This window comes from Bradyrhizobium sp. th-b2, from assembly GCF_000426785.1.
In the GTDB taxonomy this organism is placed as follows: domain Bacteria; phylum Pseudomonadota; class Alphaproteobacteria; order Rhizobiales; family Xanthobacteraceae; genus Bradyrhizobium; species Bradyrhizobium septentrionale.
Window position 1 is genome coordinate 1 of record NZ_AUGA01000074.1, and the last position, 25,713, is coordinate 25,713.

At 59.3% G+C, this 25,713-nt stretch carries 26 protein-coding genes, 1 tRNA gene and 1 pseudogene; 14 read left to right on the plus strand and 14 right to left on the minus strand.

Annotated features, from left to right (window positions below):
• Positions 1 to 205, plus strand: a 205-nt coding sequence (locus tag K359_RS64050) for a hypothetical protein (RefSeq protein WP_210164115.1), incomplete at its 5' end; no start/stop codon positions are given.
• Positions 206 to 257: 52 nt separating this feature from the next.
• Here the strand turns inward: K359_RS64050 and K359_RS0140875 are convergent.
• Positions 258 to 584: a hypothetical protein gene (locus K359_RS0140875; protein ID WP_029084374.1), complete on the minus strand. Its 327-nt coding sequence runs from the start codon at positions 582 to 584 to the stop codon at positions 258 to 260.
• 444 nt (positions 585 to 1,028) lie between these two features.
• Here K359_RS0140875 and K359_RS54760 point away from each other — a divergent pair, with 444 nt between their 5' ends.
• On the plus strand, positions 1,029 to 1,253 hold the full coding sequence (locus K359_RS54760) for a hypothetical protein (RefSeq protein WP_035977990.1): 225 nt from the start codon (positions 1,029 to 1,031) through the stop codon (positions 1,251 to 1,253).
• 253 nt (positions 1,254 to 1,506) lie between these two features.
• Here the strand turns inward: K359_RS54760 and K359_RS0140885 are convergent, their stop codons facing one another.
• Positions 1,507 to 2,091 carry a protein-S-isoprenylcysteine O-methyltransferase gene (locus tag K359_RS0140885; RefSeq protein WP_029084375.1) on the minus strand — a complete coding sequence of 195 codons (585 nt, stop codon included), beginning with the start codon at positions 2,089 to 2,091 and terminating at the stop codon, positions 1,507 to 1,509.
• Between the two features lie 476 nt (positions 2,092 to 2,567).
• Here K359_RS0140885 and K359_RS62185 point away from each other — a divergent pair, with 476 nt between their 5' ends.
• Together K359_RS62185 and K359_RS54770 are read left to right on the plus strand one after the other, a co-directional pair.
• Positions 2,568 to 2,873 (plus strand): hypothetical protein, encoded by a 306-nt coding sequence (locus tag K359_RS62185; RefSeq protein WP_156928950.1) that lies wholly within the window; start codon positions 2,568 to 2,570, stop codon positions 2,871 to 2,873.
• 831 nt (positions 2,874 to 3,704) lie between these two features.
• Complete coding sequence (locus K359_RS54770) at positions 3,705 to 4,907, plus strand: alpha/beta hydrolase (RefSeq protein ID WP_051346685.1); 1,203 nt, start codon at positions 3,705 to 3,707, stop codon at positions 4,905 to 4,907.
• A gap of 226 nt (positions 4,908 to 5,133) precedes the next feature.
• On the opposite strand, the gene K359_RS65955 is transcribed toward K359_RS54770, so the two are convergent.
• From K359_RS65955 to K359_RS0140910, 4 genes are all read right to left on the minus strand, one after another.
• Positions 5,134 to 5,262 (minus strand): hypothetical protein, encoded by a 129-nt coding sequence (locus K359_RS65955; protein WP_256375205.1) that lies wholly within the window; start codon positions 5,260 to 5,262, stop codon positions 5,134 to 5,136.
• A gap of 644 nt (positions 5,263 to 5,906) precedes the next feature.
• The gene (locus K359_RS62190) at positions 5,907 to 6,365 is read right to left on the minus strand and encodes a hypothetical protein (RefSeq protein WP_156928951.1); all 459 of its coding nucleotides are present in this window, start codon (positions 6,363 to 6,365) and stop codon (positions 5,907 to 5,909) included.
• A 43-nt stretch (positions 6,366 to 6,408) separates the two neighbouring features.
• The gene (locus K359_RS0140905; protein WP_029084377.1) at positions 6,409 to 6,906 is read right to left on the minus strand and encodes a hypothetical protein; all 498 of its coding nucleotides are present in this window, start codon (positions 6,904 to 6,906) and stop codon (positions 6,409 to 6,411) included.
• The gene (locus K359_RS0140910) at positions 6,903 to 8,027 is read right to left on the minus strand and encodes a Fic family protein (RefSeq protein WP_029084378.1); all 1,125 of its coding nucleotides are present in this window, start codon (positions 8,025 to 8,027) and stop codon (positions 6,903 to 6,905) included. Before K359_RS0140910 ends, K359_RS0140905 begins: the two co-directional genes overlap by 4 nt.
• A 144-nt stretch (positions 8,028 to 8,171) precedes the next feature.
• On the opposite strand from K359_RS0140910, the gene K359_RS0140915 reads away from it, so the two are divergent.
• Genes K359_RS0140915 through K359_RS54775 form a run of 4 tightly spaced genes read left to right on the plus strand, consistent with a single transcriptional unit; the run spans position 8,172 to position 11,922 of the window.
• Positions 8,172 to 8,753, plus strand: coding sequence for a hypothetical protein (locus tag K359_RS0140915; RefSeq protein WP_029084379.1), 582 nt, complete (start codon positions 8,172 to 8,174; stop codon positions 8,751 to 8,753).
• Complete coding sequence (locus tag K359_RS0140920) at positions 8,750 to 10,132, plus strand: 7-cyano-7-deazaguanine synthase (RefSeq protein ID WP_029084380.1); 1,383 nt, start codon at positions 8,750 to 8,752, stop codon at positions 10,130 to 10,132. The genes K359_RS0140915 and K359_RS0140920 overlap by 4 nt, the downstream gene beginning before the upstream one ends.
• Positions 10,116 to 11,297 (plus strand): ImmA/IrrE family metallo-endopeptidase, encoded by a 1,182-nt coding sequence (locus K359_RS0140925; RefSeq protein ID WP_029084381.1) that lies wholly within the window; start codon positions 10,116 to 10,118, stop codon positions 11,295 to 11,297. The genes K359_RS0140920 and K359_RS0140925 overlap by 17 nt, the downstream gene beginning before the upstream one ends.
• A complete protein-coding gene (locus K359_RS54775; protein ID WP_051346686.1) occupies positions 11,275 to 11,922 on the plus strand; it encodes a hypothetical protein in 648 nt (215 codons plus the stop codon). The genes K359_RS0140925 and K359_RS54775 overlap by 23 nt, the downstream gene beginning before the upstream one ends.
• Positions 11,923 to 11,998: 76 nt before the next feature.
• Here K359_RS54775 and K359_RS66400 read toward each other — a convergent pair whose 3' ends face one another.
• A complete protein-coding gene (locus K359_RS66400; protein WP_029084382.1) occupies positions 11,999 to 12,181 on the minus strand; it encodes a helix-turn-helix domain-containing protein in 183 nt (60 codons plus the stop codon).
• A gap of 391 nt (positions 12,182 to 12,572) precedes the next feature.
• Positions 12,573 to 12,647: transfer RNA gene (locus K359_RS0140940), tRNA-Glu, on the minus strand.
• Between the two features lie 508 nt (positions 12,648 to 13,155).
• Between K359_RS0140940 and K359_RS0140945 the strand changes: the two genes are divergently transcribed.
• From K359_RS0140945 to K359_RS0140955, 3 genes are read left to right on the plus strand one after another with little or no spacing between them, the layout of a single operon-like run.
• Positions 13,156 to 13,608 (plus strand): (2Fe-2S)-binding protein, encoded by a 453-nt coding sequence (locus tag K359_RS0140945; RefSeq protein ID WP_029084383.1) that lies wholly within the window; start codon positions 13,156 to 13,158, stop codon positions 13,606 to 13,608.
• A gap of 1 nt (position 13,609) precedes the next feature.
• The gene (locus K359_RS0140950; RefSeq protein ID WP_029084384.1) at positions 13,610 to 15,928 is read left to right on the plus strand and encodes a molybdopterin cofactor-binding domain-containing protein; all 2,319 of its coding nucleotides are present in this window, start codon (positions 13,610 to 13,612) and stop codon (positions 15,926 to 15,928) included.
• Positions 15,929 to 15,979: 51 nt separating this feature from the next.
• On the plus strand, positions 15,980 to 16,249 hold the full coding sequence (locus K359_RS0140955) for a hypothetical protein (protein ID WP_029084385.1): 270 nt from the start codon (positions 15,980 to 15,982) through the stop codon (positions 16,247 to 16,249).
• Positions 16,250 to 16,536: 287 nt separating this feature from the next.
• Here K359_RS0140955 and K359_RS0140960 read toward each other — a convergent pair whose 3' ends face one another.
• The 3 genes from K359_RS0140960 to K359_RS0140970 all read right to left on the minus strand — a co-directional run bounded on the left by K359_RS0140960 (position 16,537) and on the right by K359_RS0140970 (position 19,444).
• Positions 16,537 to 18,267, minus strand: coding sequence for a methanol/ethanol family PQQ-dependent dehydrogenase (locus tag K359_RS0140960; RefSeq protein ID WP_029084386.1), 1,731 nt, complete (start codon positions 18,265 to 18,267; stop codon positions 16,537 to 16,539).
• 66 nt (positions 18,268 to 18,333) lie between these two features.
• Complete coding sequence (locus K359_RS0140965; RefSeq protein ID WP_029084387.1) at positions 18,334 to 18,981, minus strand: ubiquinol-cytochrome c reductase iron-sulfur subunit; 648 nt, start codon at positions 18,979 to 18,981, stop codon at positions 18,334 to 18,336.
• A gap of 127 nt (positions 18,982 to 19,108) precedes the next feature.
• Positions 19,109 to 19,444: a hypothetical protein gene (locus tag K359_RS0140970; RefSeq protein ID WP_029084388.1), complete on the minus strand. Its 336-nt coding sequence runs from the start codon at positions 19,442 to 19,444 to the stop codon at positions 19,109 to 19,111.
• 50 nt (positions 19,445 to 19,494) lie between these two features.
• Here K359_RS0140970 and K359_RS0140975 point away from each other — a divergent pair, with 50 nt between their 5' ends.
• Both K359_RS0140975 and rpoH read left to right on the plus strand, forming a co-directional pair.
• Positions 19,495 to 20,475 (plus strand): RluA family pseudouridine synthase, encoded by a 981-nt coding sequence (locus K359_RS0140975; RefSeq protein WP_029084389.1) that lies wholly within the window; start codon positions 19,495 to 19,497, stop codon positions 20,473 to 20,475.
• 217 nt (positions 20,476 to 20,692) lie between these two features.
• Positions 20,693 to 21,589: an RNA polymerase sigma factor RpoH gene (gene rpoH / locus K359_RS0140980; RefSeq protein ID WP_029084390.1), complete on the plus strand. Its 897-nt coding sequence runs from the start codon at positions 20,693 to 20,695 to the stop codon at positions 21,587 to 21,589.
• Positions 21,590 to 21,848: 259 nt separating this feature from the next.
• On the opposite strand, the gene K359_RS54780 is transcribed toward rpoH, so the two are convergent.
• On the minus strand, positions 21,849 to 23,633 hold the full coding sequence (locus K359_RS54780; protein ID WP_084518691.1) for an adenylate/guanylate cyclase domain-containing protein: 1,785 nt from the start codon (positions 23,631 to 23,633) through the stop codon (positions 21,849 to 21,851).
• Between the two features lie 481 nt (positions 23,634 to 24,114).
• Here K359_RS54780 and K359_RS0140995 point away from each other — a divergent pair, with 481 nt between their 5' ends.
• Entirely contained in the window at positions 24,115 to 24,462 is a 348-nt protein-coding gene (locus tag K359_RS0140995) for a hypothetical protein (protein WP_029084392.1), read from the plus strand.
• A gap of 12 nt (positions 24,463 to 24,474) precedes the next feature.
• On the opposite strand, the pseudogene K359_RS59675 reads toward K359_RS0140995, so the two are convergent.
• A pseudogene (locus tag K359_RS59675) lies at positions 24,475 to 24,597 on the minus strand (N-acetylmuramoyl-L-alanine amidase); the annotation flags it as partial.
• Between the two features lie 238 nt (positions 24,598 to 24,835).
• Positions 24,836 to 25,213: a VOC family protein gene (locus K359_RS59680; protein ID WP_084518692.1), complete on the minus strand. Its 378-nt coding sequence runs from the start codon at positions 25,211 to 25,213 to the stop codon at positions 24,836 to 24,838.
• Positions 25,214 to 25,713 lie beyond the last annotated feature (500 nt).

A 25,713-nucleotide genomic window follows, 5' to 3' on the forward strand; every position in this document is an offset into this window, starting at 1 on the left:
TTACCAAATGCCAGAAGATCTCGTCCTGCTCGCGTGTCCAGCCTTCGAAGGTTTCGCTCATCACCAAATAATCAGGTCATTGAAAAAATGGGTTGCTGCGATGCCTGCGAACCTGGTGATTCTAGGTTCGCAGGCAATCCCGACAAAGAGAGCGGCGCCTATATGGTTCGGCCGCGCGGTGAAGTCTTCCGTTCCGCCCCCATAGCCCACAAAGCCGAACGTGGCTGCGTGACTCCTAAAGCCACATCCAGTCTGCGTTATTGGCGAATGAAGGCGCCACCGAGGCCGATAGTTTCGGCATTGAAATTAACGAGCCCACCGAAGCTCTCCAGACGTTTGAATTCCTGGTTTTCGGCGGTCAAGGATAAGGCGACATAGCCAGTGTCATCGTCCAGACCGGTTAGAACCGCTACCGTGGTTGGGCCAGTGCTGTTCTTGAAGTGGTAGTGGCCGGTCGCAGGATAGTTATGGCCATTATAGCTGATCGAAGCAGCAGCGATCTGGCCGTTCGAATCGTTAGCCTGTGAAATTACAAGCTTCGCTCCGATGTTGTCGTTCACATACGTCCCCTGAAGTCTGGACATGATTCTGCTCCCTTACGAGTGACGGTATCGCGCAATGAGTCTGCGAGATGAGGCACTATCGCCAAAACCGAACTGCGACGCACCTACCAGGATTGAGCGTCTCCTAGGCTATGAAGATTTACCGGGCCTTATTTTGGCGATATGAGCAGCCTCAGTCTGGCCTTTTGACAAACTGAAGGAGAAAGCTGTCAAGGCGGTCGCCCAGTCTATTGATAGCTGTGAGATATCCTTCATGGAGTTTTCATTGAGTCTCAACTTTTCCCGCCCTTCCCCTGTTCCTGAAGTCTCAGCGCGAAGCTCTCGCCGCCCTGCGAATCGCCTTCAGCGGGAGAGCGCCGCGATGACGTAGGCACCGCTACTTATTTGCGCGCGTGCGTACGTCGATTTCAATGCGCGGCCCTTCAGTTTTCAGCTAAAAAGGAACCTTGGCTAGGGAGGGCGACAATGCCGATCAATCGGCTATTGAAGGGTGGCAAGATTAGTCCCGAAGAGGTTGAAAGACTCAACCGCGCCTTCACGTTCAGCCTAAAGTCGCTACACCTTGTTGATCGCAATGACCCTGTTTCCGACATTGTGGCTCGCAAGGTAATCGAGATCGACAAGTCGGGTGCTCACGATCCGCACGAGATCGCGGCGCGTGTTGCGAAGGAATTTGGCATTCCGGAGTAAGGCTGCCTTGACGGACAAGTTCTTCCTTAAGGGCCACCGTATCGCCCTTCACGAGGAATGAGCGCACTTGCCCATCCTTCATGTAGCCGAGCACAAACACCTAACCTTCCAACGGCTACGGCGCAATTAACGCTGTATCAAAGCTGGCGCTCGTGCGGTCGTTTCTCTGCCGGATGTGACAAAAACGACACGGAGCGATTACTTTACGTGGCGTTGGATATTGGACGGGCGAGACCGATCTCGTACAGCCAGCTCAGAACAGCCTCGGTATAATGCGTCCGGTCCGCGCCATATACTCGCGATACTCGTCGCCGAACGTTTCCAGCATCATCTGTTCTTCTCTGGCAACCCGGCCGAAAAACAATGTCCCAAATCCGATCAAGCCAGCGAAACCGGCTACCAAATTCGGCATAAGCAATGCCTGAGCGACAGCCCAAAGCCAGAATGCGGAATACATGGGGTGCCGACTTTCTCGATAAATCCCGTCTGTGATCAGGCGATGGTTTTCCCGCACGTCGAGACTTAACGACCAATTCCGACCAAGAGCTCGATGGGTTAGCCGAAACATGATCAGCGCCGCAACCGCCAGGAAAACGCCCAGCCACGCTTGAGCTGGCCGGAAGGCGTACGATGCGAAGTGAGGTATGGCGGTTACAATGTAGATGAATGGCACAATACCAAGACCCGTAAGCGATATCAGCAGCAGGGTGTTTTCGCGAAGACCTCGGGCGCTCGTCGCGACCTTTTCACGGCGAGCACGACGCGTGTATTTGTAGCGGACGAGATACCAACCGACCGCCATCATCACAAACACGAATTTGGCAATGCCAGGTGTCACCGTGTGCCGAGCGCTTGTTTCGCTCGCGCGCCATCTTTGCCGACCATCGAAACGGCGCCATCCTTAGCGAACGTCTGAGATTTGATCTGGAGAGGTCCAGAGAGGGATCATACAAGGGTTGCCGGTCGTTTCCACTGATTAATTGGCAGCACGTCCGGCGGTATCCAAGGCTGGTGCGTCGCCGCGTTCGTTCGCTCTCTTTGGGGCGAATAGCACAAAGCAGAGGATGGTTATGAGAGCATTGGTCGAGCTCTTGCTCGAGTTTTCTCAAATAGCACCCGTTGAGAAAGACATCTACGAAGACGCTCTTTGTTAGCTTCCCTGGATCCAGCTAAAAGTCCGCGATCGACAGGATTGCGAGCGCCGGACCGGTTGCCATGACAAAACTATTTCTATTTCGCCCGCGGCGAAGCCACCATGGCTCTTCGGTCTACGGTCGCCAGCACTCGCGGGAGTAACTGCGACGCTATGAAAGCATGACCGTCAGCCGTGAGGTGAATGAAGTCAAAAGCATAATACTGAGAAGGAATCTCTTCGTCATACACGATGCTTTTGATGGCGCGATCACACAGCCGCCGCTCCATCGCCGCGACATTGGCCGCCCGCTGCTCCTTCGTAACAAAAAAGCGCCTATCATTGCCTCCAGGCTGCAAGATTACGATGTCGGTTCCCGTTGGAACGGCGTTATCAATGCGCTTGAGCATACCAGCCGTGGTATCGAAGGGAACGCCGGCATTGACGACGGTCGCGTTGACGCCCTTCGCTCTCGGCAGGGCTTCTAACTTAGCTGGGTAAGCGTCTTGCTCTCCAACGTATCAACCTTGCGTGTTGCTTGCGCCGACCGCTACGATATGAATCGGCTTTGTGAAGGCGGCACACACGGTTGCCAGCATGCATATGGCTATAGCCAATGAGAATTGTCTAAACGTCGTCAATGACTGCCTCCCCGGCCCGAATTGCTAAAGAGAAACAACACGGACACCGGGCCCAACAGAGACGTAACCCAAAGCATCAAATGCTATATCAAACCCCACCTTCCAACTGTCTTTTGGGCGTCGTGCTAAGAATTGGTCGCTCGGGCCGCAGGTAAAACTGAGTTCGAAAGACTCGGGTGTTTTCGTGGGCGCGCAACAGCGGGGGCCGATTGCCCTTATCTTTCGTATCACCATGGTATGCAGCGCCGGGCTTTTGTCGATGTTAAAGTGGTTGCCGTTTACATCCCGAACATCGCAACCGAAATTCCGGGCGTCGCCTGAGCCCGCCGCTCAAAAGCGAGCTGCTTGCAAAAAGGAGCGTCAGGACGGCGCATCCAGTGCCGCGCTGTAACGCGCTTTCCATTTCAGGACGCCTCGTCCACTTCCAGTCGCATTAAATCAACTTGTAAATCGTAACAATGGCCTCCGAAGTGGCCTAGGGCCTGTCCTGTGCGCTTTTTTGACCAAGGCTAATATCAATGAGTGCCACCTCGCAGCTGGAGTGGTAATTTAACCATCGTCCATATCAGGCTCACCACGGATCCCGATCAACGTCGCAGCGGTTCTGGAGTAAAGTGTATATACGTTTCGCTTTTCCAGAATGAGCGGCAACCTTCAATGCAGACTTCGAGTTGTTAAATGATTCAACGACGGCACGTCTTCCACATCGGCGGCTACGATCCAATCACCCCAAAAGAGCAGGTTGATCGCTTACGCCGCTCGCTGTCGAGCTTCGATAAGATTTGGGGCGCTTCTTCACGGCTGTCGGAAATCTCGAACACATCTGCAATCAATGCCTCGTGTAACTTGGAGGCATGGGGGCCGAACTGGAAAACTTACGTCACCTTCGAAATACTGCGCTGGGATGATCTCATTCGATGCGATTCGGGAGTCGGGCTCGTGCCTCGTCTCGTTCAGTCCGTGAAAGCCCTATTCGACTTCATCGTAACGGGAACATTATTTAAATATGCTATCGCAAGCTGGAAATATGCCCTCTTCTTCATCTTTCCGTATTGCTGTTTACTGTTGATCGCATTTTGCAGCGCTGGGTTATCATATCTGGTGATCAGGTTCATACGCCCAACATTTTGGGTAGAAGAATTACTGCTTGGAATTCTTCTATCGCTTGCCATCTTCGTCATCTCGATGCTCTGGATTGGACCAAAGCGTCGGATAAACCACATTCTCGACGATGCCATTTTCTCCCTTCAATTTCTTCACGGGCAAAAACGCGAACTTGACAGGCGGCTCAGCGATTTTGCGGAGCTGATATCAAAAGCAGCTCGGGCCGCAGAAGTTGATGAAATTCTGATTGTAGGCCATTCCCTTGGCGCTGCGCTCTCAATAGCGGCGGTAGCGCGCGCGCTAAAATTGGATCCTCTGCTCGAAACGCGCGGACCAAAGCTATGCATTCTTACAGTGGGCGCCACTATCCCTAAATTGTCGTTGCATCCGATGGGCGGCCAAATACGGGAAGCGGCGCAACTTGTGGCCGGAACGGCTGCCATCGACTGGGTCGAATACCAAGCACGAGATGACGCGATCAGCTTCTATCGTTTCGACCCTGTCACTCTGAAACGTATCAGTCGAGACCATTCAGGAGTCCATCCAAAGATTCGGCGCGTCCAAATACACTCAATGGTAAGCCCTATCCGCTTCCGACGCCATCGGTTCAACTTTATGCAGATCCATTATCAGTTTCTAATGGGAAATGATCAGCGCTCGGCTTACGATTATTGCATGATTACTTGCGGACCGCTCGACTTCAACGTTGCGACTTCACCGTCTGGAGCAGTTGGGCTATTCGGGGCAAACGGTTCTCTGATGACGACCCGAACTTGATAAGTAGCCTCTTCGCTCTAGTTCCGCTCCAGGATGGAAATCGTCAAATGCCCAAACGCCATCTCGAGGAGCGCGCGTCATGGCAAAAGCTGCCGCCCAGCCAGCCGCAAACGAGCCGGATCAAGAACGACCTCCTTGTGCTGGTTCGACAGCGATCCGAAGGATGCCGCCCCGTAACAGGTCGCGCCGACGAATGTTCGCCGAAAGTCTTGATCGGCTACGCCGCTCATGCATGAATCCCTTCCTTTCCACTTAATTGGCTGATCAGCGGCCGGTCAGGAATCTCGCTCCAAAACTGTACTTGGTCGCTATCAGGAGAACCGACGCCCTCGGCTGCCGCCTGCACGCCAATCAAGGCTAAACGTTCTCCTTGGGGATCGCTTTTCCTTCGCCGCAGTCGGGAAACCGACAGCCAGGGCATAGGGTACTGGAAACTCTGGATTGAACAAGTCCGAACGCCTTCTTCCCAATGCGTGCGGGCAGATCTGGATCGATAGGGCGGAGGGCAATATCCGGGTCGGGCGTCGGCCAATTTCCGGGCGGTCGAACGAATGGAGGTCCGATGGGCACGCCCGGTGCCACCGGCACGAAGTATCCTTCTGGATCGCAACCGTCCTCGATCGCCGCAGCCTTGAATACATCAATGACATGGCCGGCGGTTACTGCGTAGGTTTTCCCTCGAAGAAAATGAAAGTGACGGTGGCCGTTGGGTCGTCGACCTCCGGCACAAAGCCGCGCAGAAAGAAGTCCTGGGCTTTTGCGCGAGCAATCGTTGCGCAATGCTGCCCTGAGCTCTGTAATTCATCTGCGAAAGCGAAGACTGGTGTTGGCGATGTGTCGTTAGATTTAGACATAGAATGGCTCACGATATGCAGAGTCGGGCAGCTGGCACAGTAAGGCCGCAAGCTTGGCTGGCGGCAGAACTGGGGCTTATGCTTCAAATCGCCATATGGCGAGCAATGGTACGGAGCGTTCTGACATTTTGGACTTACCGGCTTGCTATGGAGGCCACCCTCCCTTGGTAGCTGAGGGCGCTATCAATTGATGTGAAACCACTTCGACGACGCGAACCGACGGGAAGAGATATTCCCAGACTGGCGATGCTGTCGAAGCGTCGCTCCAATATCCCTCGCAACACGATTGAACCAGTTCTTCTGACCAGTCGGGAAAACGATTAAACTTCCCCGGGTATTTCTCCTTAAGCAGCGCCATCTGCATGTCGCCGATCCAGGCGAGGTCATGGATTACAACTCCTTCAGGATCGACCCGGTAGATATATTTGGCATTGACGATGCCGCACCGACTGAAGTCTTTATCTGGCCGGCAATAGACAAACCCGCGTCTTGGCTGAAGGTGTATTGGCCGATATTTTTCCAGTGGCCCCTCGAATTCGTCGGGCAGCTTTTCCTTGCCGTTCGCGACGATCAATTGATCGGGCGCATAAATATCCCCGGACATGTGAAAATACGAAATCGGTGGAGGTCTTGTCACGCGAGGTTCCTCAGTCGAGAGTATTGAGCTCGGCAGCTGCATTCCGAACTTTATCAGTGACGTCAAGCACGCCATCCATCTTCCAAACATCGTCCCTCAGCAGAAATTTCCAGCTATTTGTATGAACAACGTGATCTGACGCATGTCTCACGACTGAAACGGGTATAAGAGCTGCGCGCACGACCTGAAAAGTTTGATCCACGAGAAGCCCCGCCAGAAAATCGAACGGACCCTTATCTAGATTTCGGATTGCGCTGAGTTGGCGCGACCGATTGTGCGGGGTGATGCGGCGAGCCTTGATCTGATAACGCACTCCGAGTGCATCAGTCGCGTCGTGCCCGGATGCGGAATTTCCCTCGCGCGCCCAGTCATAGGCATTGCAAAACAACAATTCGGCATAGTCGCTGAGTGGATTGTTGGAACTGCGAACGATCTTCCGATCCCGCAATTCATCAAGGATCGACGCATAGTCGGACAGAAGCTGTGCAACCGTGCGTTTCGTGGTCATGACATCTCTGTCGGTTGGGTATCTGTTAGCGAATAGCTAGTACTGCGGCCGCCCCCCTCGTCTTTCGTAAGGATGCCGCGATCGACCAACTCGCTGATGTCGCGTAATGCCGTGTCGGCCGAACACTTTTCGATCTTGGCATATTTGGACGATGTCAGCTTGCCCTCGAATCCGTCGAGGAGGCGGTTGAGAATATCGCGCTGACGTTTGTTGAGCGGCGCTTGTGCGTATCTCTTCCAAAACTCCGCTTTGTGGAAGACATTTGCCAGAACCGCTTCAGCGCCGTCGAACGCCCGATCCAGGCATGCGAGAAACCATTCAAGCCACTGGGTGACATCGAGGTCACCTTTCTGCGTGGCTTCGAGCATGTCGTAATAGGTATTCCGCTCCATACGGATCTGCGCCGACATGCTGTAGAATCGCTGCGGACTATCCTCCGATCGCGCGAGCGACATGTCGGCAATCGCGCGTGCAATCCGCCCATTGCCGTCGTCGAACGGATGGATGGTCACAAACCACAGATGGGCAAGCGCGGCCTTGATAACCGGGTCGAGTTTGTCGTCAGCATTGTACCAGGCGAGAAAGGCCTTCATGTCATGATCGATCCGGTCAGCGCCGGGGGCTTCGTAATGGACCTTCTCGCGACCATACGGGCCGGAGAGGACCTGCATGGGACCGGATGCCTCGTCTCGCCATGCGCCGACTTTGATTTTGCTTAAGCCACTGCGCCCGGTCGGAAAGAGCGCCCCGTGCCAGCCGAATAATCGCTCGTCGGTGAGCGGTTCTTTGAATCGCTGCGTGGCATCGAGCATCATCTCGACGACGCCGTCGACGTTGCGGTCGGCTTGCGGGAGCGCGCCGGCGTCCATCCCCAGGCGCCGGGCGATGGACGACCGGACTTGATCCTTGTCTAGAATCTCGCCTTCAATCTCACTGGATTTAAGAACGTCCTCGGTCAGTGTTTTCAAGACCGCCTCTTCCCGTAACGGGAAACCAAGCGCCTGCATGCGGCCGATTAGCCGTCCTTGCCGGTGACGTACTGCGGCCAGTTGCTGAGCGAGGGCCTCGTGATTCCATCGGAAGTCGGGCCAATCTGAACGTTCATAGATGTATTTCGGCATTCTCCGCACCTCTTGCGGTGATTATGGGGATCATTCGCCGCATCCGCAAGATTATTCTCCGCAATTATAGCGGCGAATAGGGGGCACAATCTCCGTATTTGACATTGTTGGATTTTTTATATTATATTTTTGACATGAATCGCTATGAGTGATGGTCCGTACAAAAGTTTGAACATGACGCCCGCCTGGAAGAAGTTTGCGGAATGGGCGCACAAAGACGCATTCGAGCCTGATCAGATCGCCGGGCGTGTCGTCCCTGCACTGGAAGAGACGTGGCGTGATGAAGGCTGCGGCGAGGTCGTCCGCGCCATCCGCGCGATCCTGGGTGATGCCCAGCAGACCGACATGTTCGGACAGAATAAATCAGTCGAACTCGAAGCTGCGCGACGGGATCTCTCGGCCGGATACCCAATGCGACGCTTGGTCGTCGATCACGTCATACAATCCGTTTCGAATGGAAAGCTCGGCATCGACGCGGTTAACGACGGTGTCGAGAACGCATTGCGCGACCGCGCGGCGCGGGGGCCGCGGCAAGTGGAAGAACATTATCTGCGCAAGCAAAGCCCCGAAACGACGGCGACCCGCGTCAGAAATCGCATGGAGGAGGCGGTCGCGAGCGCTCCGATCGCGGGCCTCGCCCGCCGCCTGTCGGGATTGGACGCTGCTGCCGCCCAGCCGCACTTGATCAAGCAGCAAGGAATTGACGACGGTGTGAGGCTGCCATGAACGATGACGAACTGCCCGCAATTCAAGTGGACGTGCACGAAGAGGGCGGACGCGCGCGCGCAGGCCGGATTCCCTGCGAGATCGGAAGCAATCTCATTTTCAAGACGCATAATCTTGCCGCATATTTCTTCGCAAAATGGGAGCCGGTCGTATTCGACCTGATGCTGCTCGCGGCATCCGTTGAATTCTGTGACCGCGTACGGCGCCGCCCGGCCTTGGGATGGGGACGCGCTTTTGAGCTGCGCCTGCCCGTGCATGATCCCGATGTCTGGAACCAAAAGAACGTATCCGACACTCTGCATGATGCGCTCGAACTCCTGACCGGAGATCAGTGGAAAGTCACCTTCATAAAGCGTAGGAAGCCCGCCCTCGAACCGGCACAGGAACTATTCTATCTCGATACCGGAGCCGAGGCGGTCATTCCGTTCAGCGATGGACTCGATTCCCGCGCGGTCGGCGCGCTGATGGCGGAAGAATACGGCAGCCGGCTGGTGCGTGTCCGCCTCGGATCAAAGAAGAAAGACCACCCAAAAGACTCGTTTGGACGAAAGCAGCCTTTCATGACGTTGCCGTACCAGGTGAAGCCCGGCGCATCTCATTTTATCGAATCGACCGCCCGGTCGCGTGGCTTCAAATTTGCTGTGCTGAGCGGATCGGCCGCGTATTTTGCCAAAGCCGGCAAGGTCATCGTTCCGGAGAGTGGACAGGGAGCGCTCGGCCCAACGCTCGTGCCCGTCGGTCAGGCTTATGAGGATTACCGCAACCATCCCCGGTTCATGAAGTACATGACGGCGTTTTTTAAAGCACTTCTCGGCTGTGACATCGCGTTCGTATTCCCGCGCCTGTGGTTTACCAAAGGAGAGACGCTCAAAGCTTACATGGCGCTGAGCGGCGGGAAAAACGTCGAGTGGTCGAAAACGAGATCGTGCTGGCAGGATAACCGCCATGTGTCGGTCAACAATCACCGGCGCCAATGCGGTATTTGCGCCGCCTGCATGCTGCGCCGCCTGAGCGTTCATGCAGCTGATCTTGAGGAGCCCGCCGATACGTATGTCTGGGAAAATCTCTCTGCACCGACCTTCGATGCAGGAGTCGCTAAAGGCTTCGACAAGAAGACCCGTGCTCAAAAGCAATATGCAATCGCAGGCACGTTGCATCTCGATCACCTCGCGTATTTAAAGCAGTCGCGTGCGGCAGGACGGCCGCTCAACCTCGCGGCCTTTCAGCTCGCACGCGCCCTCGGTGAGTCGGAAGCAGCCATCCGTATAAAACTGGACCGGCTGCTCTCCCAACACGAAAAAGAATGGAAAACCTATATGAATTCACTAGGACCGCAGTCGTTTGTTGTTCAGTGGGCCGACAATGACCAGTCTGCTTGATACCATGCCGCCGACGGAAGTCGGTGAGCGGCTGCGCGAGGCGCGTGAAAACGCAAAGTTCACCCAGGCTGAGGCGGCGGAAGCGGCTGATCTCTCAAGAACGACTCTTATCTCGATCGAGCAAGGCCAGAGGAAAGTCCGTATCGACGAACTGCGCAGGCTTACCAATTTCTATAAGCTGTCCATCAACGAGCTTATGCGGCAGGAAGCGGTTCAAGCAAATCTTACTCCGAAATTTCGCAAGCTGTTCCAACAAGAGGACGATGCGGTCGAAACGGCTGTCAAGAAGCTGGAAGGCTTAGCCAAGGCCGAGACCGAGCTCGAACGGCTTCTAGGAGTCCAGCATTTTCGAAATTATCCGCCTGAGCGCCCTATTCTCCCGGGGGACGTGCGAGCCCAAGCCGAACAGGACGCTCTCGATTTGCGGCAGCGACTCGGTCTGGGATTGAGTCCGATCTCTGACATTGTAACGCTGCTGGAGCTTGAACTCGGCGTCCGTGTCTATATCCGTCGCATCGATGGCGGAATTTCCGGTCTGTTCGCCTACGACGAAGCGCTCGGCGCCTGCATTCTTCTCAACGGCAATCACCCGCGCGATCGCCGCGCCCAAACGGCAGCCCACGAACTGGGGCATTTGGTTTCGACGCGGCGGGAGCCGGAGGTTCTGGAGGAGGGCGTCACTGAAAACTCCCGTGAGGAGCGTTACGCCAACACCTTCGGCAGAGCCTTCATGACCCCTGCCCGTGCGGTCATGCAAAAATTCAAGGAGATTACCGTCGGATCGGAAAAACTGACCCGACGGCATGTCATCGTGCTCGCACATTTCTTCGGCGTATCACGTGAAGCGATCGTCAGGCGGTTGGAAGAACTCAAGCTGGCGAAGTCCGGGACGTGGGATTGGTTTCAGGCGAACGGGAGCATTAGCGATCAGCAGGCCGCCCAGGTATTGGGGGATCTTTCAGGTCCCGACCTTCATAAAGTGGATGCGGACAGGCCGACGACGCTGCGGCTCGGGCTCCTCGCCGGCGAAGCCTGGCGCCGCGGGATACTGAGCGAAGGCCAACTCGCCCGTATGCTCCATCTGGACCGTGTCGAGCTGCGGCGCATGTTTGATGGCCTTGAAATAGAAGGGAGCGAAGCCGATGGGGCTCTCATGCCTGATTGACCCCACGGCGCCGGTTGTTATCGATGCGAGTACCGTGATCAATCTGAATGCCACGGCCTGCGGGCCACGCATTTTGAAGGCGATTCCGAATCCTTTCATCATTACGGATGTTGCGCAGGGAGAACTCCTCGAAGACCGCCGTAATGGTCGTAATGACGGGCAACTGGTCGCCGAGCTTGTCGCGGCAGGTCTTATCTCCGTTGCAAAACTCGACGATCTCACCGAGTTCCATTTCGAGGATCTGGTGATCGGACGGGGCGAGGCAACCCTCGACGACGGCGAAGCCGCGACAATCGCTTACGGCGTCGAGAAAGGAGCGATCACCTTGATCGACGAGCGGAAAGCTACGCGAATCTGCGGTGAACGGTATCCGCGCCTGACCGTTGGAAATTCTTTTGATGTCCTCACCCATCCCGCCGTGCTGACGGCATTGGGTAACGGCGCCACCGCCGATGCCGTCTTCAACGCGCTCCGGTTTGCCCGGATGCGGGTCCCGCCCTCTTTGTTGCAATGGGTGGTCGAGCTAATCGGAGCAGAACGCGCGGCAATGTGTGAAAGTCTTCCGCGCGAATATAGAGCAACAGACGGCACAGTGGTGGGCGGACGAGCTCGACCGGCTAAGTGAACAGGGTCGTGCTATCAAAATGAGCGCCTGAGGAAAAGCGCGTTCAAAGTGGGTGCTCCCTTCAGTCGCACGACCATTAGTTCGACATGCTGGTGTCAAGGAGCGCCAGAAGTGAGCGCACCACTACTAGTCGCCGACGTCCTATCGTTGTCGTGACGATACGCCCAGTTCCGATCAACTCGTAAAGCTTCGTGCGTCCCAAGCCGGTCACTTCGCATGCATCGTCAATCGTGCAGGTGAGCCGCTGGGCGAATGGCATCGTGCTCCGTTCTGCGGCTTTCGGGGCGGATAGACTGACTTGCGACTGTTGTCCGCCAGTTTTCTCTCGTCGATTGTATCTCACGTGGACCTCCTATTCGCAGAAAGCTCGACGGGACAAGAGTTGATTGTGCGACGAACAACGTCAATGCGAACAGCCGAGGGCGCTCGCGTACGACAGCGCACGTCAGCGGCGGTTTGAATATTTCCGGATATCAAGGAGCGACGCGAAAATTTTTCGCGAATGCGCCAGCCACGGTGAGGCATCGCGCCGAGGCTATTTGGCAAATGTCGGCAGCAAATTCCGCAAGCGTTCGCCGCTGATCACCAGCGTCTTATTCAACCATTATTCAACGAACTCGGCTAATGGCTACCTAAGTGCCTGAGTTTGCTGGCGCTCCCTAGGGGAATCGAACCCCTGTTTCAGCCTTGAGAGGGCCGCGTCCTAACCGCTAGACGAAGGGAGCGTTGAGGGGGAAGGCAATAGCCTTGAAATCGGCCTGCCGCAAGATGGCTTGTGCATTGCGGTGGGGATTTTGTCGGCCATGCTTTACGCGCCGGGCCGCTATTTCCCGCGGAAGCAGCCCCAAAACGCCCTGCCATGAGGGCGCCCCCGGCGCGGCTCGCCTGCACGGACCCAGCGATGCGGTCGCGCCGATCGCATGATGGCCACCTCCGGATGTCATGCCTGCAGCGTGCACGGCCCTGCTTTCGCCAAACGGAAATGCAAAACACTTGCCTGTGAAGTCACGCGGCGCCCGGCTCTGCTAACATCGCAGCCATTCACCACGCTGCGCGCCCGGCAAGGCGCTCGAGAAGCAAGAGGAGTGCTTGGAACAAAGCGCAAATCCTTGGCGCACGGCAATTTGGCTCACCAACATCTTGGCAAAACAAACATCATCGCGGCCGCAGGCCATGGAAGACGTTCCGCCCTGCCCGCATCGGTCAATAGCTTAAGCAGAGCGAGGACAGACCATGATCAAGCTAAAAATCAACGGCCAGGAACAGAATTGGGATGGCGACCCCGACCTTTCGCTACTCTGGTATCTCCGTGACGAAGCCGGCCTCACCGGCACCAAGTTCGGCTGCGGCCAGGCCCTGTGCGGCGCCTGCACCGTGATCGTCGACAAGGAGGCGGTGCGCGCCTGCATCACCTCGGTTTCCGACGTCGTCGGCCGCGAGGTCACCACCATCGAGGGGCTGCACCCGAGCGGCGATCATCCGGTGCAGAAGGCATGGCGCCAGGTCAATGTTCCGCAGTGCGGCTTCTGCCAGGCCGGCCAGATCATGCAGGCGGCAGCGCTGCTGGACCAGAACCCGAAGCCCAACCACGACCAGATCCGCGAAGCCATGGCGGGCAATATCTGCCGCTGCGGCTGCTACCAGCGGATCGAGAATGCCGTGCACCTCGCATCGACGGGGGTGTGACATGAACATTCGCACCAATCCGGGCAAGCTTCGCGGCTTCGAGAAGCACGTGAAGGTCGAGAACGTTTCGCGCCGCAGCATCCTCAAGGGGCTCGGCATCGCCGGCTCTTTCGTGCTCGCCGCGCCCGTGATGACGCGCCAGGCGTTCGCCGCCTATGAGACCGGCGCCGGCAAGATGCCGCATGGCGTCGTGGTCGACCCGCGCGTGTTCGTCGCGATCGCCCCCGACGGCATCGTCACCATCGTGGCACACCGCTCCGAGATGGGCACCGGCGTCCGCACCAGCCTGCCCCTGATCGTCGCCGAGGAGATGGAGGCCGACTGGTCGCGCGTCCATGTCCAGCAGGCGCATGGCGACGAGGTCAAGTTCGGCAACCAGGACACCGACGGGTCGCGCAGCACGCGGCACTATCTGATCCCGATGCGCCAGATCGGCGCCTCGGCGCGCTCCATGCTGGAAGCCGCCGCCGCCAAGAAATGGGGCGTGCCGGTGACCGAGGTGAAGGCGCAGAACCACGAGGTCGTCCACAGCGCGAGCGGCCGCAAGGCCGGCTTCGGCGAACTCGCCGCCGACGCCGCCAAGCAGTCGGTGCCGAGCATCGAGGGCCTCAAGCTGAAGGATCCGAAGGACTTCCGCTATCTCGGCAAGGGCCAGGTCTCGATCGTCGACCTGCACGACATCACCACCGGCAAGGCGCATTACGGCGCCGATATCCGGCTGCCGGGCCTGAAATACGCGGTCATCGCCCGCCCGCCGGTCACCGGCGGCAAGCTCAAGTCGTTCGACGACAGCGCGGCGATGAAGATCCCCGGCGTCGAGAAGGTGATGGAGGTCAAGGGCTGGCCGTGGCCATCCAAGTTCCAGCCGCTCGGCGGCGTGGCTGTGATCGCGCGCAACACCGGCGCCGCGATCAAGGGCCGCGACCAGCTGAAAATCGTCTGGGACGACGGCGCCAATGCCAAGTACGACTCCGTCACCTATCGTGCGTCACTCGAAGAGGCCGCGCGCAAGCCGGGCCTCGTGGTGCGCAAGGAGGGCGACGTCGATGCTGCCCTGAAGAGCGCCGACAAGGTGATCACCGGCGAATATTATCTGCCGCATCTCGCCCATGTCAGCATGGAGCCGCCGGTCGCGGTTGCCGACGTCAAGGGCGACAAGGCCCAGATCTGGGCGCCGGTGCAGAGCCCCGGCGGCACCCGCGAGGACGTCGCCAAGACGCTCGGCATCCCCGAGGACAATGTCACCGTCAACGTGACGCTGCTCGGCGGCGGCTTCGGCCGCAAGTCGAAATGCGACTTCGCGCTCGAGGCGGCACTGCTGTCGAAGGAACTCGGCGCGCCGGTCAAGGTGCAATGGACCCGTGAGGACGACGTCCACAACGGTTTCCTGCACACGGTCTCGGTCGAACGCATCGAGGCTGGCCTCGACAAGAGCGGCAAGGTGACTGCGTGGCGGCACCGCAGCGTGGCGCCGACCATCGCCTCGACCTTCGCCGCCGGCGCCAATCACGAGGCGGCGTTCGAGCTCGGGATGGGGCTGGTCGACATGCCGTTCGAGATCGCCAACATCCAGTGCGAGAACCCGGAAGCCACCGCGTTCACGCGTATCGGCTGGTTCCGCTCGGTCTCCAACATCCCGCGCGCCTTCGCGGTGCAATCCATGGTGGCGGAGATCGCGCAGGCGACGGGGCGCGACCCGAAGGACATGCTGCTGGAGCTGATCGGGAGCCCCCGGATCGTCAAACTCGATTCGGTGAAGGACCTCTGGAACTACGGCGAGCCCTATGACAGCTACCCGATCGACACCGCGCGGCTACGCAAGGTGGTCGAGCTGGTCGCGGAAAAGGGCGAGTGGGGACGCAGCGTGCCAAAAGGCCATGGTCTCGGCATCGCCGTGCACCGCTCCTTCGTCAGCTACATCGCGACCATCGTCGAGGTGGCGATCGACGACAAGGGCAAGTTCACGGTGCCGCGGGTCGATACCGCGATCGATTGTGGCACTTACGTCAACCCGGAGCGGATCCACTCGCAGATCGAAGGCGCCGCGATCATGGGGCTGAGCCTCGCCAAATACGGCGAGATCAGCTTCAAGGACGGCAAGGTGCAGCAGAGCAATTTCGACGACTTCCCGGTGATCCGGATGGACGAGTCGCCTGCGATCACCAATGTCCACATCGTGCCGCCCGGTCCGGACACCCCGCCGAGCGGCGTCGGCGAGCCCGGCGTGCCGCCGTTTGCACCGGCATTGATCAACGCGATCTTCGCCGCGACCGGAAAGCGCATCCGCGCCCTTCCGATCGGCAAGCAGCTTGAGACCTGAGGAACGTTAGGCAAGACGGGAAGTTCTCATCGATCTGACAGGAGCAGATTGATGAGAACCCCACTTCAAAAATTCGGGACGCTCGCGGCAACCCTGTCCGCGGGCGTCTTTCTTTTTGCCGCGCAGACGTTCGCACAGTCAGCGTCGCCGCCGAGCACTACGGCAACGCGTCCGGCCAAGGTGCTGCCCGACCAGAGTTCGGTTCCAAGCAATGGGCCGCCAGCGACCACCGGCCAAGCCACCGGCGAGGCCAGCCGTGATCCCATGATCAAGAAAATGAACGAGGACGAGAAGCAGAAGGTCGACACCAAGGGCAAGTAGCGGGAACAAGTAGCAGGAAGCCGACCGGGAAGCGGCGGTCTCCCCAGCCGCCGCTTCCCGATCGCATCGCCCCCTGTCTGCTAAAGCGTTTTCGAGCGAAGTGGACACCGCTTCGGGTGAAGAAAACGCGTCAAAACAGAAAGCCAGAGCTTCGGTTCTGATCAGAACCGAAGCTCAAGAGCATGATCCGGAAAAGTGCGAAGCGGTTTTCCGAAAAGATCATGCTTAAACAAGAATCCAAAGCGCGATGACGATTCAACCTGATCTCATCGCGCTTTGGTCGCGCGCTACTTCTTGTTGAGCGCGAACACCCAGATCACGCCGCCTTGCGGCACGTTGTTCTCGAAGCCCGCGACCTTGCCGGCAAGCGCGTCCTGGATGCGCTGCGCGTCGACGCCCCAGCCCGACTGGACCGCGATGTATTGCGTTCCATCGACCTCATAGGACATCGGCATCGCCATGATGCCGGAGTTGGTCTTCTGCTCCCACAACAGCTCGCCGGTCTTGGCATTGAAGATGCGGAACATCCGGTCGTTGGTGCCGCCGGCCAGAACAAGGTCGCCTGCGGTCGCCGTCACCGATCCGAACAGCTGCGAGGTCTTGAAGTCGTGCTGCCAGACCTTCTTGCCGGTGGCCGGATCCCATGCCTGCAACTCGCCGAAATGATCGGCGTTCGGTGCCGGCGTCAGTCCGATGTCTTCGGGCTTGGTACCGAGCCAGAGCTGGCCGGGAACCAGCGGTTGCTTCTCGCCTGTGAAGCCGCCACAGAAATTCTCGTTGGCGGGAACATAGACGAGCTTGGTGCTCTGGCTGTACGCCGCCGACGGCCAATCCTTGCCGCCCCACAGCGACGGGCAGAACTCGACGCGCTTTCCGATCACCGGCTTGTGGTCGGGATCGACGATCGGCCGGCCGGTCTCGGCCTCGATGCCTTTCCAGACATTGGTCTTCACGAACGGCCAGCCGGACACGTAGTTGATCTTGTCGGGCTTGTTCTCGAGCACCCAGAAGATCGCGTCGCGACCCGGGTGGATCAGGCTCTTGAACGAACGCCCGTCACGCTGCAGGTCGACCAGCATCGGCGCATCGACCTCGTCCCAGTCCCAGGAATCGTTCTGGTGATACTGGAAGTGCTTCTTGATCTTGCCGGTCTCGGGATCGAGGCCGATCACGGAGCTGGTGTAGAGGTTGTCGCCAGCGTGAGCCGAGCCCGGCCACGGTGCGGCGTTGCCGACGCCCCAGAGGATCGTCTTGTTGTCCCTGTCGTAGACGCCGGTCATCCAGGCCGATCCACCGCCCGACTTCCAGTCGTCGCCGGTCCAGGTCTCATGGCCGGGCTCGCCTTCGCCGGGGATGGTGAAGGTGCGCCAGAGCTCCTTGCCGCTGTCGGCATCGTAGGCGACGACATAGCCGCGCACGCCGAACTCGCCGCCGGAGCCGCCCACGATCACCTTGCCGTCGACCACCAGCGGCATCAGCGTCAAATATTGCCCCTTCTTGTAGTCCTGGACCTTGGTGTCCCAGACCACCTTGCCGGTCTTGGCGTCGAGCGCCACGACGTGGTCGTCGGTCGTGGCAAAGTAGACCTTGTCCTGCCACAGGCCGACGCCACGGCTGGTCGGGTGCAACTGGAACAGATCGTCGGGAAGCTGGCGCTTGTAGCGCCAATATTCCTCGCCGGTCTTGGCGTTGAGTGCGATCACCTGCCCCATCGGGGTCGCGGCGAACATCACGCCATTGTTGACGATCGGCGGCGCCTCATGGCCCTCGATCACACCGGTGGAGAAAGTCCAGACCGGCTTGAGGTCCTTGACGTTGGAGGTGTTGATCTGATTGAGCGGACTATAACCCTGTCCGTCATAGGTCCGGCGATAGAGCATCCAGTTGCCGGGTTCGGGATTTTCGAGACGCGCTGACGTCACCGGACTGTAGTTTTCGATCGGCCCTGCGACGGCGTAGGTCGAGACGAGACACGTGAATGCGACGCAACCCGACAGTAACCACTGCTTGCTTGTCATGAGATGCTACCTCCCTGCTCTGTTTTGTTTTTTCAGCTTAGGTCATGCAGAAATCCCGGTGTGGCCTCATCCTCCTTGCTGAGCACCCACCTTCCCAACGAATGGCGCTGCGACCGTGATCGCGCCGTCGGCCACCGTCAGCGGCAATGCCGCGAGGCGACGTGGCGCCGGCCCGAACACGACTTGCGCATTCTGCCGCGGGTCGTATTCGGAGTTGTGACAGAGGCATTTCAGGACGTTCCTGTCGCCCTGCTCTTCCTTCACCCAGGCGGTGATCGGACATCCGGCATGCGAGCAGATGATGGAGTAGCAGACGATGCCGTCAGGCGCGCGGGCACGCGTCGCATCGTCCAGTTCGTTCGGATCGAGCTTGACCAGCACGACCTCATTGAGCCGCGAACCTTTGCGGACGACGGAGGATTTCGGATCCTTCGGCCAGGCGCGAATGGGCGGTCCACCGAGCGTCAGATCATCCGACTTGATGACCTCGCCGGCCTTGTCGCCTTCGGCCCGCACCAGGAGGTCGGCCTTTTGCGGTCGCTCACTGGCGCCAGGCTGATCTTCGTCGTCGGCGGATGCAGGCTCGATCGCGGCAAGGCAGGCGCAACCCGCGAGCGCGGTCAACACCGCGCGGCGCGTCGGGTCGGCGCACGAGCCCGACGCATCGGACTCACTGGTCTGTTCGACGGAAGCGCTGGGGTTGGACTCCGACATGGCGCAAGCTGAGCGTGCAACTCAGCCGAAAAGATGGCGGCACACCTTCTCGATGCACGAACGCATGCGCAAAAAATACGCTACAGCTTTTGGTTGATTTAACTGCGCCGCTTCGCGGTTGCGTCGATCAGGGTTCGTTGACGAAGGTCAGCCTGCCGACAGGTTTCAGCGTCTTTGCATCAAATGTGCGAATCTCTGTTGCACCGCCTATATCAAGCGTCAGCACCAACCGCTCGCCGGCGACGCCGGTGGAGACGATGCGGGCGCCCTTCGGCAGCGCAGCAGTGACGTCGGACACCGAAACAGGGCTTCCCTCGCTGCGATAAAGGCGGTAGCCGATGGCGATCAACACGACGGCCACGGCCAGTGCCGAGGTCAGCCCCGCGATCAGCATCATGCGCCGCACCCGCGCGATCAGCGCGGCCTGGTCGGGGGTCGGTTCGGTCACAGCGGTGTCGGTCATCACAAGGCTCTATATCTTTGCAAGAAGTCTCTTCGAATGGCGGTCGGAAGCTGGAGGTCATCGTCGCGGGCGACGAGGGCTCGGCCCGGCTTGACCGCGTGCTCGCGCAGCGCATCCCGGAGCTGTCGCGGTCCCGGCTGAAGGCGCTGATCCTCGCCGGTTCCGTGACCGTCAAGGACGCCGTCGTCCGCGACCCCGCTTATCATGTCGCCAAGGGCGATACGATCATAATCGACGTGCCGGAGGCCGCGCCCGCCGAGCCGAAGGGTGAGGATATCGCGCTCGATATCGTGTTCGAGGACGACGACATCATCGTCATCGACAAGCCCCGCGGCCTGGTCGTGCACCCCGCGGCCGGCCACGCCACGGGAACGCTGGTCAACGCGCTGATCGCGCATTGCGGCAGCAGCCTCTCCGGCATCGGCGGGGTCAAGCGGCCGGGCATCGTGCACCGGCTCGACAAGGACACCACGGGCCTGATGGTGGTCGCCAAGAACGACCACGCCCATCAGTCGCTGACCGCGCAGTTCGCCGACCATGGCCGCACCGGCCCGATGGAGCGCGGCTACATGGCGTTCGCCTGGGGCGTGCCGAACCGGCCTCACGGCACCATCGACGCGCCGATCGACCGCCATCCGTACGCCCGCGAGAAGATGGCCGTCCGTCAGAGCGGCCGCGAGGCGATCACGCATTTCGAGGTGCGGCAGAGCTTTGCCGGCCGCGACGGCAAGCCGGTCGCTTCGCTGCTGGCTTGCCAGCTCGAGACCGGCCGGACCCATCAGATCCGGGTGCACCTCGCACATCTCGGTCATCCGCTGATGGGCGACAGCGTTTACGGCGCCCACTTCAAGACCAAGGCCGGGCAGCTCAGCGCGGAAGGTAAGGACGCACTCACCGCCCTCGACCGGCAGGCCCTGCACGCCTATCTGCTGGCTTTGGAGCACCCCCGGACCGGGGAACTTTTGCGCTGGGAACAGCCTTTGCCGGAGGATTTGCTTCTCCTGCAAAGGGCGCTGGAAGCGGCGGTATGACGCACCCCCTGATGAAAAGCCTCGTTATGACAACAGGTTATACCTGCCACACGGGGACGTGACGTCAGCAATCCTTCCCTATCACGGACAGTTTGGTGTATGTTGCACCTGCGTTGAATATCCAACGCGGAACATCGCAGCATGGCCGGCTTTAACCCAGCGGCCACCTGCCGGGCCCGCCGCTATCGGGGGCCTGAACCACTGGAGGGCGCAAGTAATGGCCCGTACAGCTACGTTACCGGTTCTCAATGGAGAATCCGGTCTTTCCAGATACCTCGCCGAGATCCGCAAGTTCCCCATGCTGGAGCCCCAGCAGGAGTACATGCTCGCCAAGCGTTGGCGCGAGCATGACGATCGCGACGCGGCGCATAAGCTCGTCACCAGCCATCTCAGGCTCGTGGCCAAGATCGCCATGGGCTATCGCGGCTACGGCTTGCCGATCTCCGAGGTGGTCTCGGAAGGCAATGTCGGCCTGATGCAGGCGGTGAAGCGATTCGAGCCCGAGAAGGGCTTCCGTCTCGCCACCTACGCCATGTGGTGGATCAAGGCGTCAATACAAGAGTACATTCTGCGTTCCTGGTCGCTCGTGAAGATGGGCACCACCGCGAACCAGAAGAAGCTGTTCTTCAACCTGCGCAAGGCGAAGAGCAAGATCTCCGCTCTGGAAGAGGGTGATCTCCACCCCGACCAGGTGAAGCTGATTGCCAAGCGCCTCGGCGTGACCGATCAGGACGTGGTCGACATGAACCGCCGCCTCGGCGGTGACGCGTCGCTCAACGCCCCGATCCGCGACGACGGCGAAGCCGGCGAATGGCAGGACTGGCTGGTCGACAACTCGCCCAACGCCGAGGCCGTGATGGCCGAGAGCGAGGAGTTCGATCATCGCCGCCAGGCCCTGAACGGTGCGATCGGCGTGCTCAACCCGCGCGAACGCCGCATCTTCGAGGCGCGGCGCCTGGCGGATGAGCCGATGACGCTGGAAGACCTCGCCGCCGAGTTCGGCGTGTCGCGCGAGCGCGTGCGGCAGATCGAGGTCCGCGCGTTCGAGAAGGTGCAGTCGGCCGTCAAGGGCACGATTGCCCGGCAGGAAGCAGCTCTCGAAGCCGCGCACTAACCGCGCGGCGAACGAGCCAAGAGACGCGAAAGCGAAACACGAAAGCCGGCGGCAGCGCCGGCTTTTTTGTTTTGTCTGTAGGATAGGCTGGTTTTTGGCATGATGCTTCGGCGCACGTCGATCTAGGATTGCCCGTAGATCCGCCTGCCGACGAATGTCCGCATTAGCCTCAGGAGCGGACAAAAGAGGCACTCTTGGCCATGTCCGCTAAGGGCCCAGGAGTGGACTTTCACAACTCTAGCTGGAGGTGATTATTGCGTCATTCCGGGAGACCCGCCTTGCGAAGGGCGTCTCGGAAACGTTCCGCGTCCGTTGCATTTCTGAATGGTATTGGTGGCAAATTGCTCACGGTTGCGCTCGGGATCGCGAGAAGCCAATCACCGATCGCCGCGCGCGCCGCATCTTGCTCGCCGAGCAGCGCAAAGCTAACGGCAAGAAGGGCATGGCCTTGCCACCAGTCTCGCTTACGTTGCACGGCTTTTTCGGACCACTCGCGAGCTTTGACGTAGTTCTGGGCAACAAAATATGCCAGCGCAAGCCCAGAGAAGCGGAAAAAGTTGCCCGGTTCGCGCGGGTTCAATCTGAGGCATGTCTCCGAATTTTGGATACTCTCTTCTGCCCGTCCAGCGAGGGCAAGCACCGTGCCGAGACTGCCAAAAGCAATCAAGAAATTTGGATTGAGCTCAAGGGCTCGTCGATAGGCCGCGATGGCCTTGTCATGGTACCCAAGACCCTGACCCAGAATACCGCCCAGCATCCAATACGAATATTCATCGGCATCATCGAGCCGGATCGCTTGTTGGGCTGACTGCAGAGCTGCCTCAAGCATTTCCCGTGGGTTGCTGGAAAAGCCCATCAACGCCAAATGATATGTCGCAGCAGCAAGAAGCTGATGACCCTTCGCAAATGATGGATCGATGCGCGTGACTTCGACCCCGATTTCGCGCGCTCTTGCGATGCTTTCCGACGTCAGCCCGTAAATTTCCTTCCACCCGCGCTTGGCGAGATCCCACGTGCGAAAATCCGGTCTCTCGCTTCGTTCAGCCAGAACCCCTTCGCTAAAGACAACTTGACATTGGGTCGAGCCCACGACGCTGCGCGTGATTTCGTCCTGTATTTCAAAGATGTCAGCGAGATCGCGGTCGTATTTCTCGGCCCATAGGTGGCGCCCCATTGCGGTCTCGACTAGCTGCGCAGTGACACGAACACGTCGGTCTATGCGCCGGACGCTGCCCTCAAGCACGTAACGGGTACCGAGGTCGCGTCCAACCTGCTTCACGTCGACAGCCTTGCCCTTGTAGACAAATGTCGAGTTGCGAGCGATTACCGACATCGTGCTGGTATGGGCCAGTTCTGTTATAATATCTTCTGTGAGCCCATCAGCGAAATATTCCTGCTCGGGATCGCCGCTCATGTTCTGGAACGGCAGCACGGCGATGGATGGTTTGTCGGGAAGCGAGAGCACCGGAGGCTGGCTCACAGCCGAACCTGATCTTACTTCGGAAGGGGTTTGACCAGACGGCCGAACCCGCCACGCCCGCATAGGCTCGGCAATGTTTTTGAGGGACTGCTGTCCTATGTCATCATAGGCAATTTCAACTTTGCCCCGCACCTGCCGATAAGCATCATCGGACATGCAGATCCCGCCCGGTTCGGCGATACTCTCAAGGCGGGCGGCAATGTTGACACCATCGCCGAAGATGTCGTTGTCATCAAAAATGACGTCACCGACATGAATACCGATCCGGAATTCGATCCTTTGATCGGGCGGCACGCCGGCATTCTGCTCGGCCACACTGCGCTGGATTTCAACTGCACCGCGCACCGCATCGACGGCGCTGGCGAACTCGATCAGCATGCCGTCACCGGTCGTCTTGACCATGTGGCCTCGATGCGAGGCTATGGTGGGGTCAACGGTGGTCTTCCTTACAGCCTTTAGCCGGGCCAGCGTCTCTTCTTCGTCGGCCCCCATCAGCCGACTATATCCCGCAACATCCGCCGCCAGCACCGCTGCCAGTCGCCGTTCCACGCGCTCGTTGCTCAAGACGCACCTCGGACCGGAAAATCAAGGGCCAGCTTAGCAGAAAAGTGGGCCAATGTCCGATAGGTCCAGTGTCCGAGATGGGTCAGAAGGCGATATGCCTGAGGTCGGATCGGGTTTCTGCTTCGTCTCCGAAAGCGGGCCTCCCGGATTTTGATGGAGTACGCGCCCCACTCGCCCCACTGCCGCGAGCGCAGCCCTCGCAGTAGCGGGCGTCCTTGAAGTCGATCCAGTCGTCCCGCGCGTTGGAGAAGGTGTAGCCCGCCGTCAAGGGCACGATTGCCCGTCGGAAAGCTGCTCTCGGAGCCGCGCACTAACGCGCGGAGTCGAACCAAGAGACGCGAAAGCCGGCGGCAACGCCGGCTTTTTTGTTTGGGCGTGATTTTCAGCACGCGCTTCGCCGACGCCCACGAACCTCCGCTCCCCCTCGATCGACCAATCAGGAAGCGATCGCCACGGGGGCGGGCGCGGATGCGAGGTTGTGATGCCGATCACACTGCAATCGACCGTCGGCGGCTTCTCCGCCGAGTTCACGAGCAAGCTGCCCGCACTGGAGCGGGCGATGACCGAGGGCGGTCTCGAGCCCGCCGACTTCGTGTTCTCGAAGGACTCGGCCGCGCCGGCGGCGATGCCGTTCGTCGGACCGTTCTTCTACGACTACACCGTGTTCACCGACGGCGAGAGCTTCACCGTCACCGAGCCGAACGACATGCAGTTCCTGGCCTACATCTCTGACCGCTTCCTCGCGGCCGAACGGCCCGATGAGCCGGAGGTGGCGCGGCCGCCCGGCGCGATCGGCCGGTTCTTCCGCTGGATGGCGCAGCCGATCTGAACGAGCGCTATCCTACTCACCGCACCGCCGCGCCATGGTCGCGAGCGCGCAGCCTTCGCAGTAGCGGGCATCCTTGAAGTCGATCCAGTTGTGCGCGTAGACGTGCTCCAGCGCGATGCCGTAACGCGCGCGCAGTCTGTAGGATGGGTGGAGCGCAGCGATACCCATCATCCCACCGCGCAGCACAAGGTTGACGGGTATCGCTTCGCTCCACCCATCCTACGAAGCTGGTTTTTGCCATGATGCTTCGGCACGCACCTCGATCCAGGGCGTGTAGCCAGAAATCCGCCTGCCGACGAATGTCCGCATCAGCCTCGGTAGCGGACAAACGAGCCGCACTTGGTCATGTCAGCCAAGGGCCAGTGCGGACGAATTATTGCGCTCCGGCGCGGAGACGGCTTGGCCAACCGACACGGACCAACGTTTCATCTGGGTCAGAGATCGCAAATTCGTACATCCCCCACGGCTTGTCTTCGGGTGATTGCTGAAATTCGCGCGCCGCAGCATCAACACTCTCGAGGTATAGATAAAGCCCAAAAGGGTTTCTGCCCGGCGTTAGCCATCCCTCGACCGCGTCCGTCAGATGTAAATATCCGCCCTTGCCGTTCGACAGCATGCGATAGGTGTCGGGCTCTCCCGGAGCAGGCCTTTCGCTGTCCGGGCGCGCAAAGCCCAGCCGATTGTAGAACCGTTCCGACGCACCAAGGTCATTACACGGCAGGATCGCGATCAAAGCTCCAGAAGGGCTCATTAGTGCACTCCGACGTCATGCAACAGCTTTCGTCCGCTCTTCTCAATGTCTGAAAATTTGTCACCTTCAAGGTGGGAGTTGGAGTTGGGACAGCCAGCCGCAGGGTCCGAGACTGATCGACTGGCTCGGCGCGGCTCGTGCGCCCGCCGCCTACGAGATTGCACAGTGCCAAGTCCTGCTTGCCGAGATTGGCCCCGAACACGCCGACGATCCGGAGCGGGCCACGGTCAATTCGGTTCTGCAGGCGGAGTATGCGCGGCTGGCCGGCATAGCCCCAGCGGCGCTGACGGCGGCGATGCAGCCCTATTTGCCGATCGTCCGCGTCTTCCTCCTGCTCGGCGGGGCCATGCCTGACATGCGGGAGCGGCTGATCCAGCGCGTCGAGGCGGCCCTGCGCTCGGAAGACTGAATTATTTTGGTCGCGCGCGAGCCGGAGTGGCCTGTCGAAGCGAGCCCTCAGTGTCTTCTTTGGGTCAGAAGCCGCCGATAGCGACCGAACC

What these genes read in the sequence shown, in the direction of transcription:
- K359_RS0140875 (WP_029084374.1), bottom strand. Translation starts at nt 584, where the DNA reads ATGTCCAGACTTCAGGGGACGTATGTGAACGACAACATCGGAGCGAAG.
- K359_RS54760 (WP_035977990.1), top strand. Translation starts at nt 1,029, where the DNA reads ATGCCGATCAATCGGCTATTGAAGGGTGGCAAGATTAGTCCCGAAGAG.
- K359_RS62185 (WP_156928950.1), top strand. Translation starts at nt 2,568, where the DNA reads ATGACCGTCAGCCGTGAGGTGAATGAAGTCAAAAGCATAATACTGAGA.
- K359_RS54770 (WP_051346685.1), top strand. Translation starts at nt 3,705, where the DNA reads ATGATTCAACGACGGCACGTCTTCCACATCGGCGGCTACGATCCAATC.
- K359_RS62190 (WP_156928951.1), bottom strand. Translation starts at nt 6,365, where the DNA reads ATGTCCGGGGATATTTATGCGCCCGATCAATTGATCGTCGCGAACGGC.
- K359_RS0140905 (WP_029084377.1), bottom strand. Translation starts at nt 6,906, where the DNA reads ATGACCACGAAACGCACGGTTGCACAGCTTCTGTCCGACTATGCGTCG.
- K359_RS0140910 (WP_029084378.1), bottom strand. Translation starts at nt 8,027, where the DNA reads ATGCCGAAATACATCTATGAACGTTCAGATTGGCCCGACTTCCGATGG.
- K359_RS0140915 (WP_029084379.1), top strand. Translation starts at nt 8,172, where the DNA reads ATGAGTGATGGTCCGTACAAAAGTTTGAACATGACGCCCGCCTGGAAG.
- K359_RS0140920 (WP_029084380.1), top strand. Translation starts at nt 8,750, where the DNA reads ATGAACGATGACGAACTGCCCGCAATTCAAGTGGACGTGCACGAAGAG.
- K359_RS0140925 (WP_029084381.1), top strand. Translation starts at nt 10,116, where the DNA reads ATGACCAGTCTGCTTGATACCATGCCGCCGACGGAAGTCGGTGAGCGG.
- K359_RS54775 (WP_051346686.1), top strand. Translation starts at nt 11,275, where the DNA reads ATGGGGCTCTCATGCCTGATTGACCCCACGGCGCCGGTTGTTATCGAT.
- K359_RS66400 (WP_029084382.1), bottom strand. Translation starts at nt 12,181, where the DNA reads ATGCCATTCGCCCAGCGGCTCACCTGCACGATTGACGATGCATGCGAA.
- K359_RS0140945 (WP_029084383.1), top strand. Translation starts at nt 13,156, where the DNA reads ATGATCAAGCTAAAAATCAACGGCCAGGAACAGAATTGGGATGGCGAC.
- K359_RS0140950 (WP_029084384.1), top strand. Translation starts at nt 13,610, where the DNA reads ATGAACATTCGCACCAATCCGGGCAAGCTTCGCGGCTTCGAGAAGCAC.
- K359_RS0140955 (WP_029084385.1), top strand. Translation starts at nt 15,980, where the DNA reads ATGAGAACCCCACTTCAAAAATTCGGGACGCTCGCGGCAACCCTGTCC.
- K359_RS0140960 (WP_029084386.1), bottom strand. Translation starts at nt 18,267, where the DNA reads ATGACAAGCAAGCAGTGGTTACTGTCGGGTTGCGTCGCATTCACGTGT.
- K359_RS0140965 (WP_029084387.1), bottom strand. Translation starts at nt 18,981, where the DNA reads ATGTCGGAGTCCAACCCCAGCGCTTCCGTCGAACAGACCAGTGAGTCC.
- K359_RS0140970 (WP_029084388.1), bottom strand. Translation starts at nt 19,444, where the DNA reads ATGACCGACACCGCTGTGACCGAACCGACCCCCGACCAGGCCGCGCTG.
- rpoH (WP_029084390.1), top strand. Translation starts at nt 20,693, where the DNA reads ATGGCCCGTACAGCTACGTTACCGGTTCTCAATGGAGAATCCGGTCTT.
- K359_RS0140995 (WP_029084392.1), top strand. Translation starts at nt 24,115, where the DNA reads ATGCCGATCACACTGCAATCGACCGTCGGCGGCTTCTCCGCCGAGTTC.
- K359_RS59680 (WP_084518692.1), bottom strand. Translation starts at nt 25,213, where the DNA reads ATGAGCCCTTCTGGAGCTTTGATCGCGATCCTGCCGTGTAATGACCTT.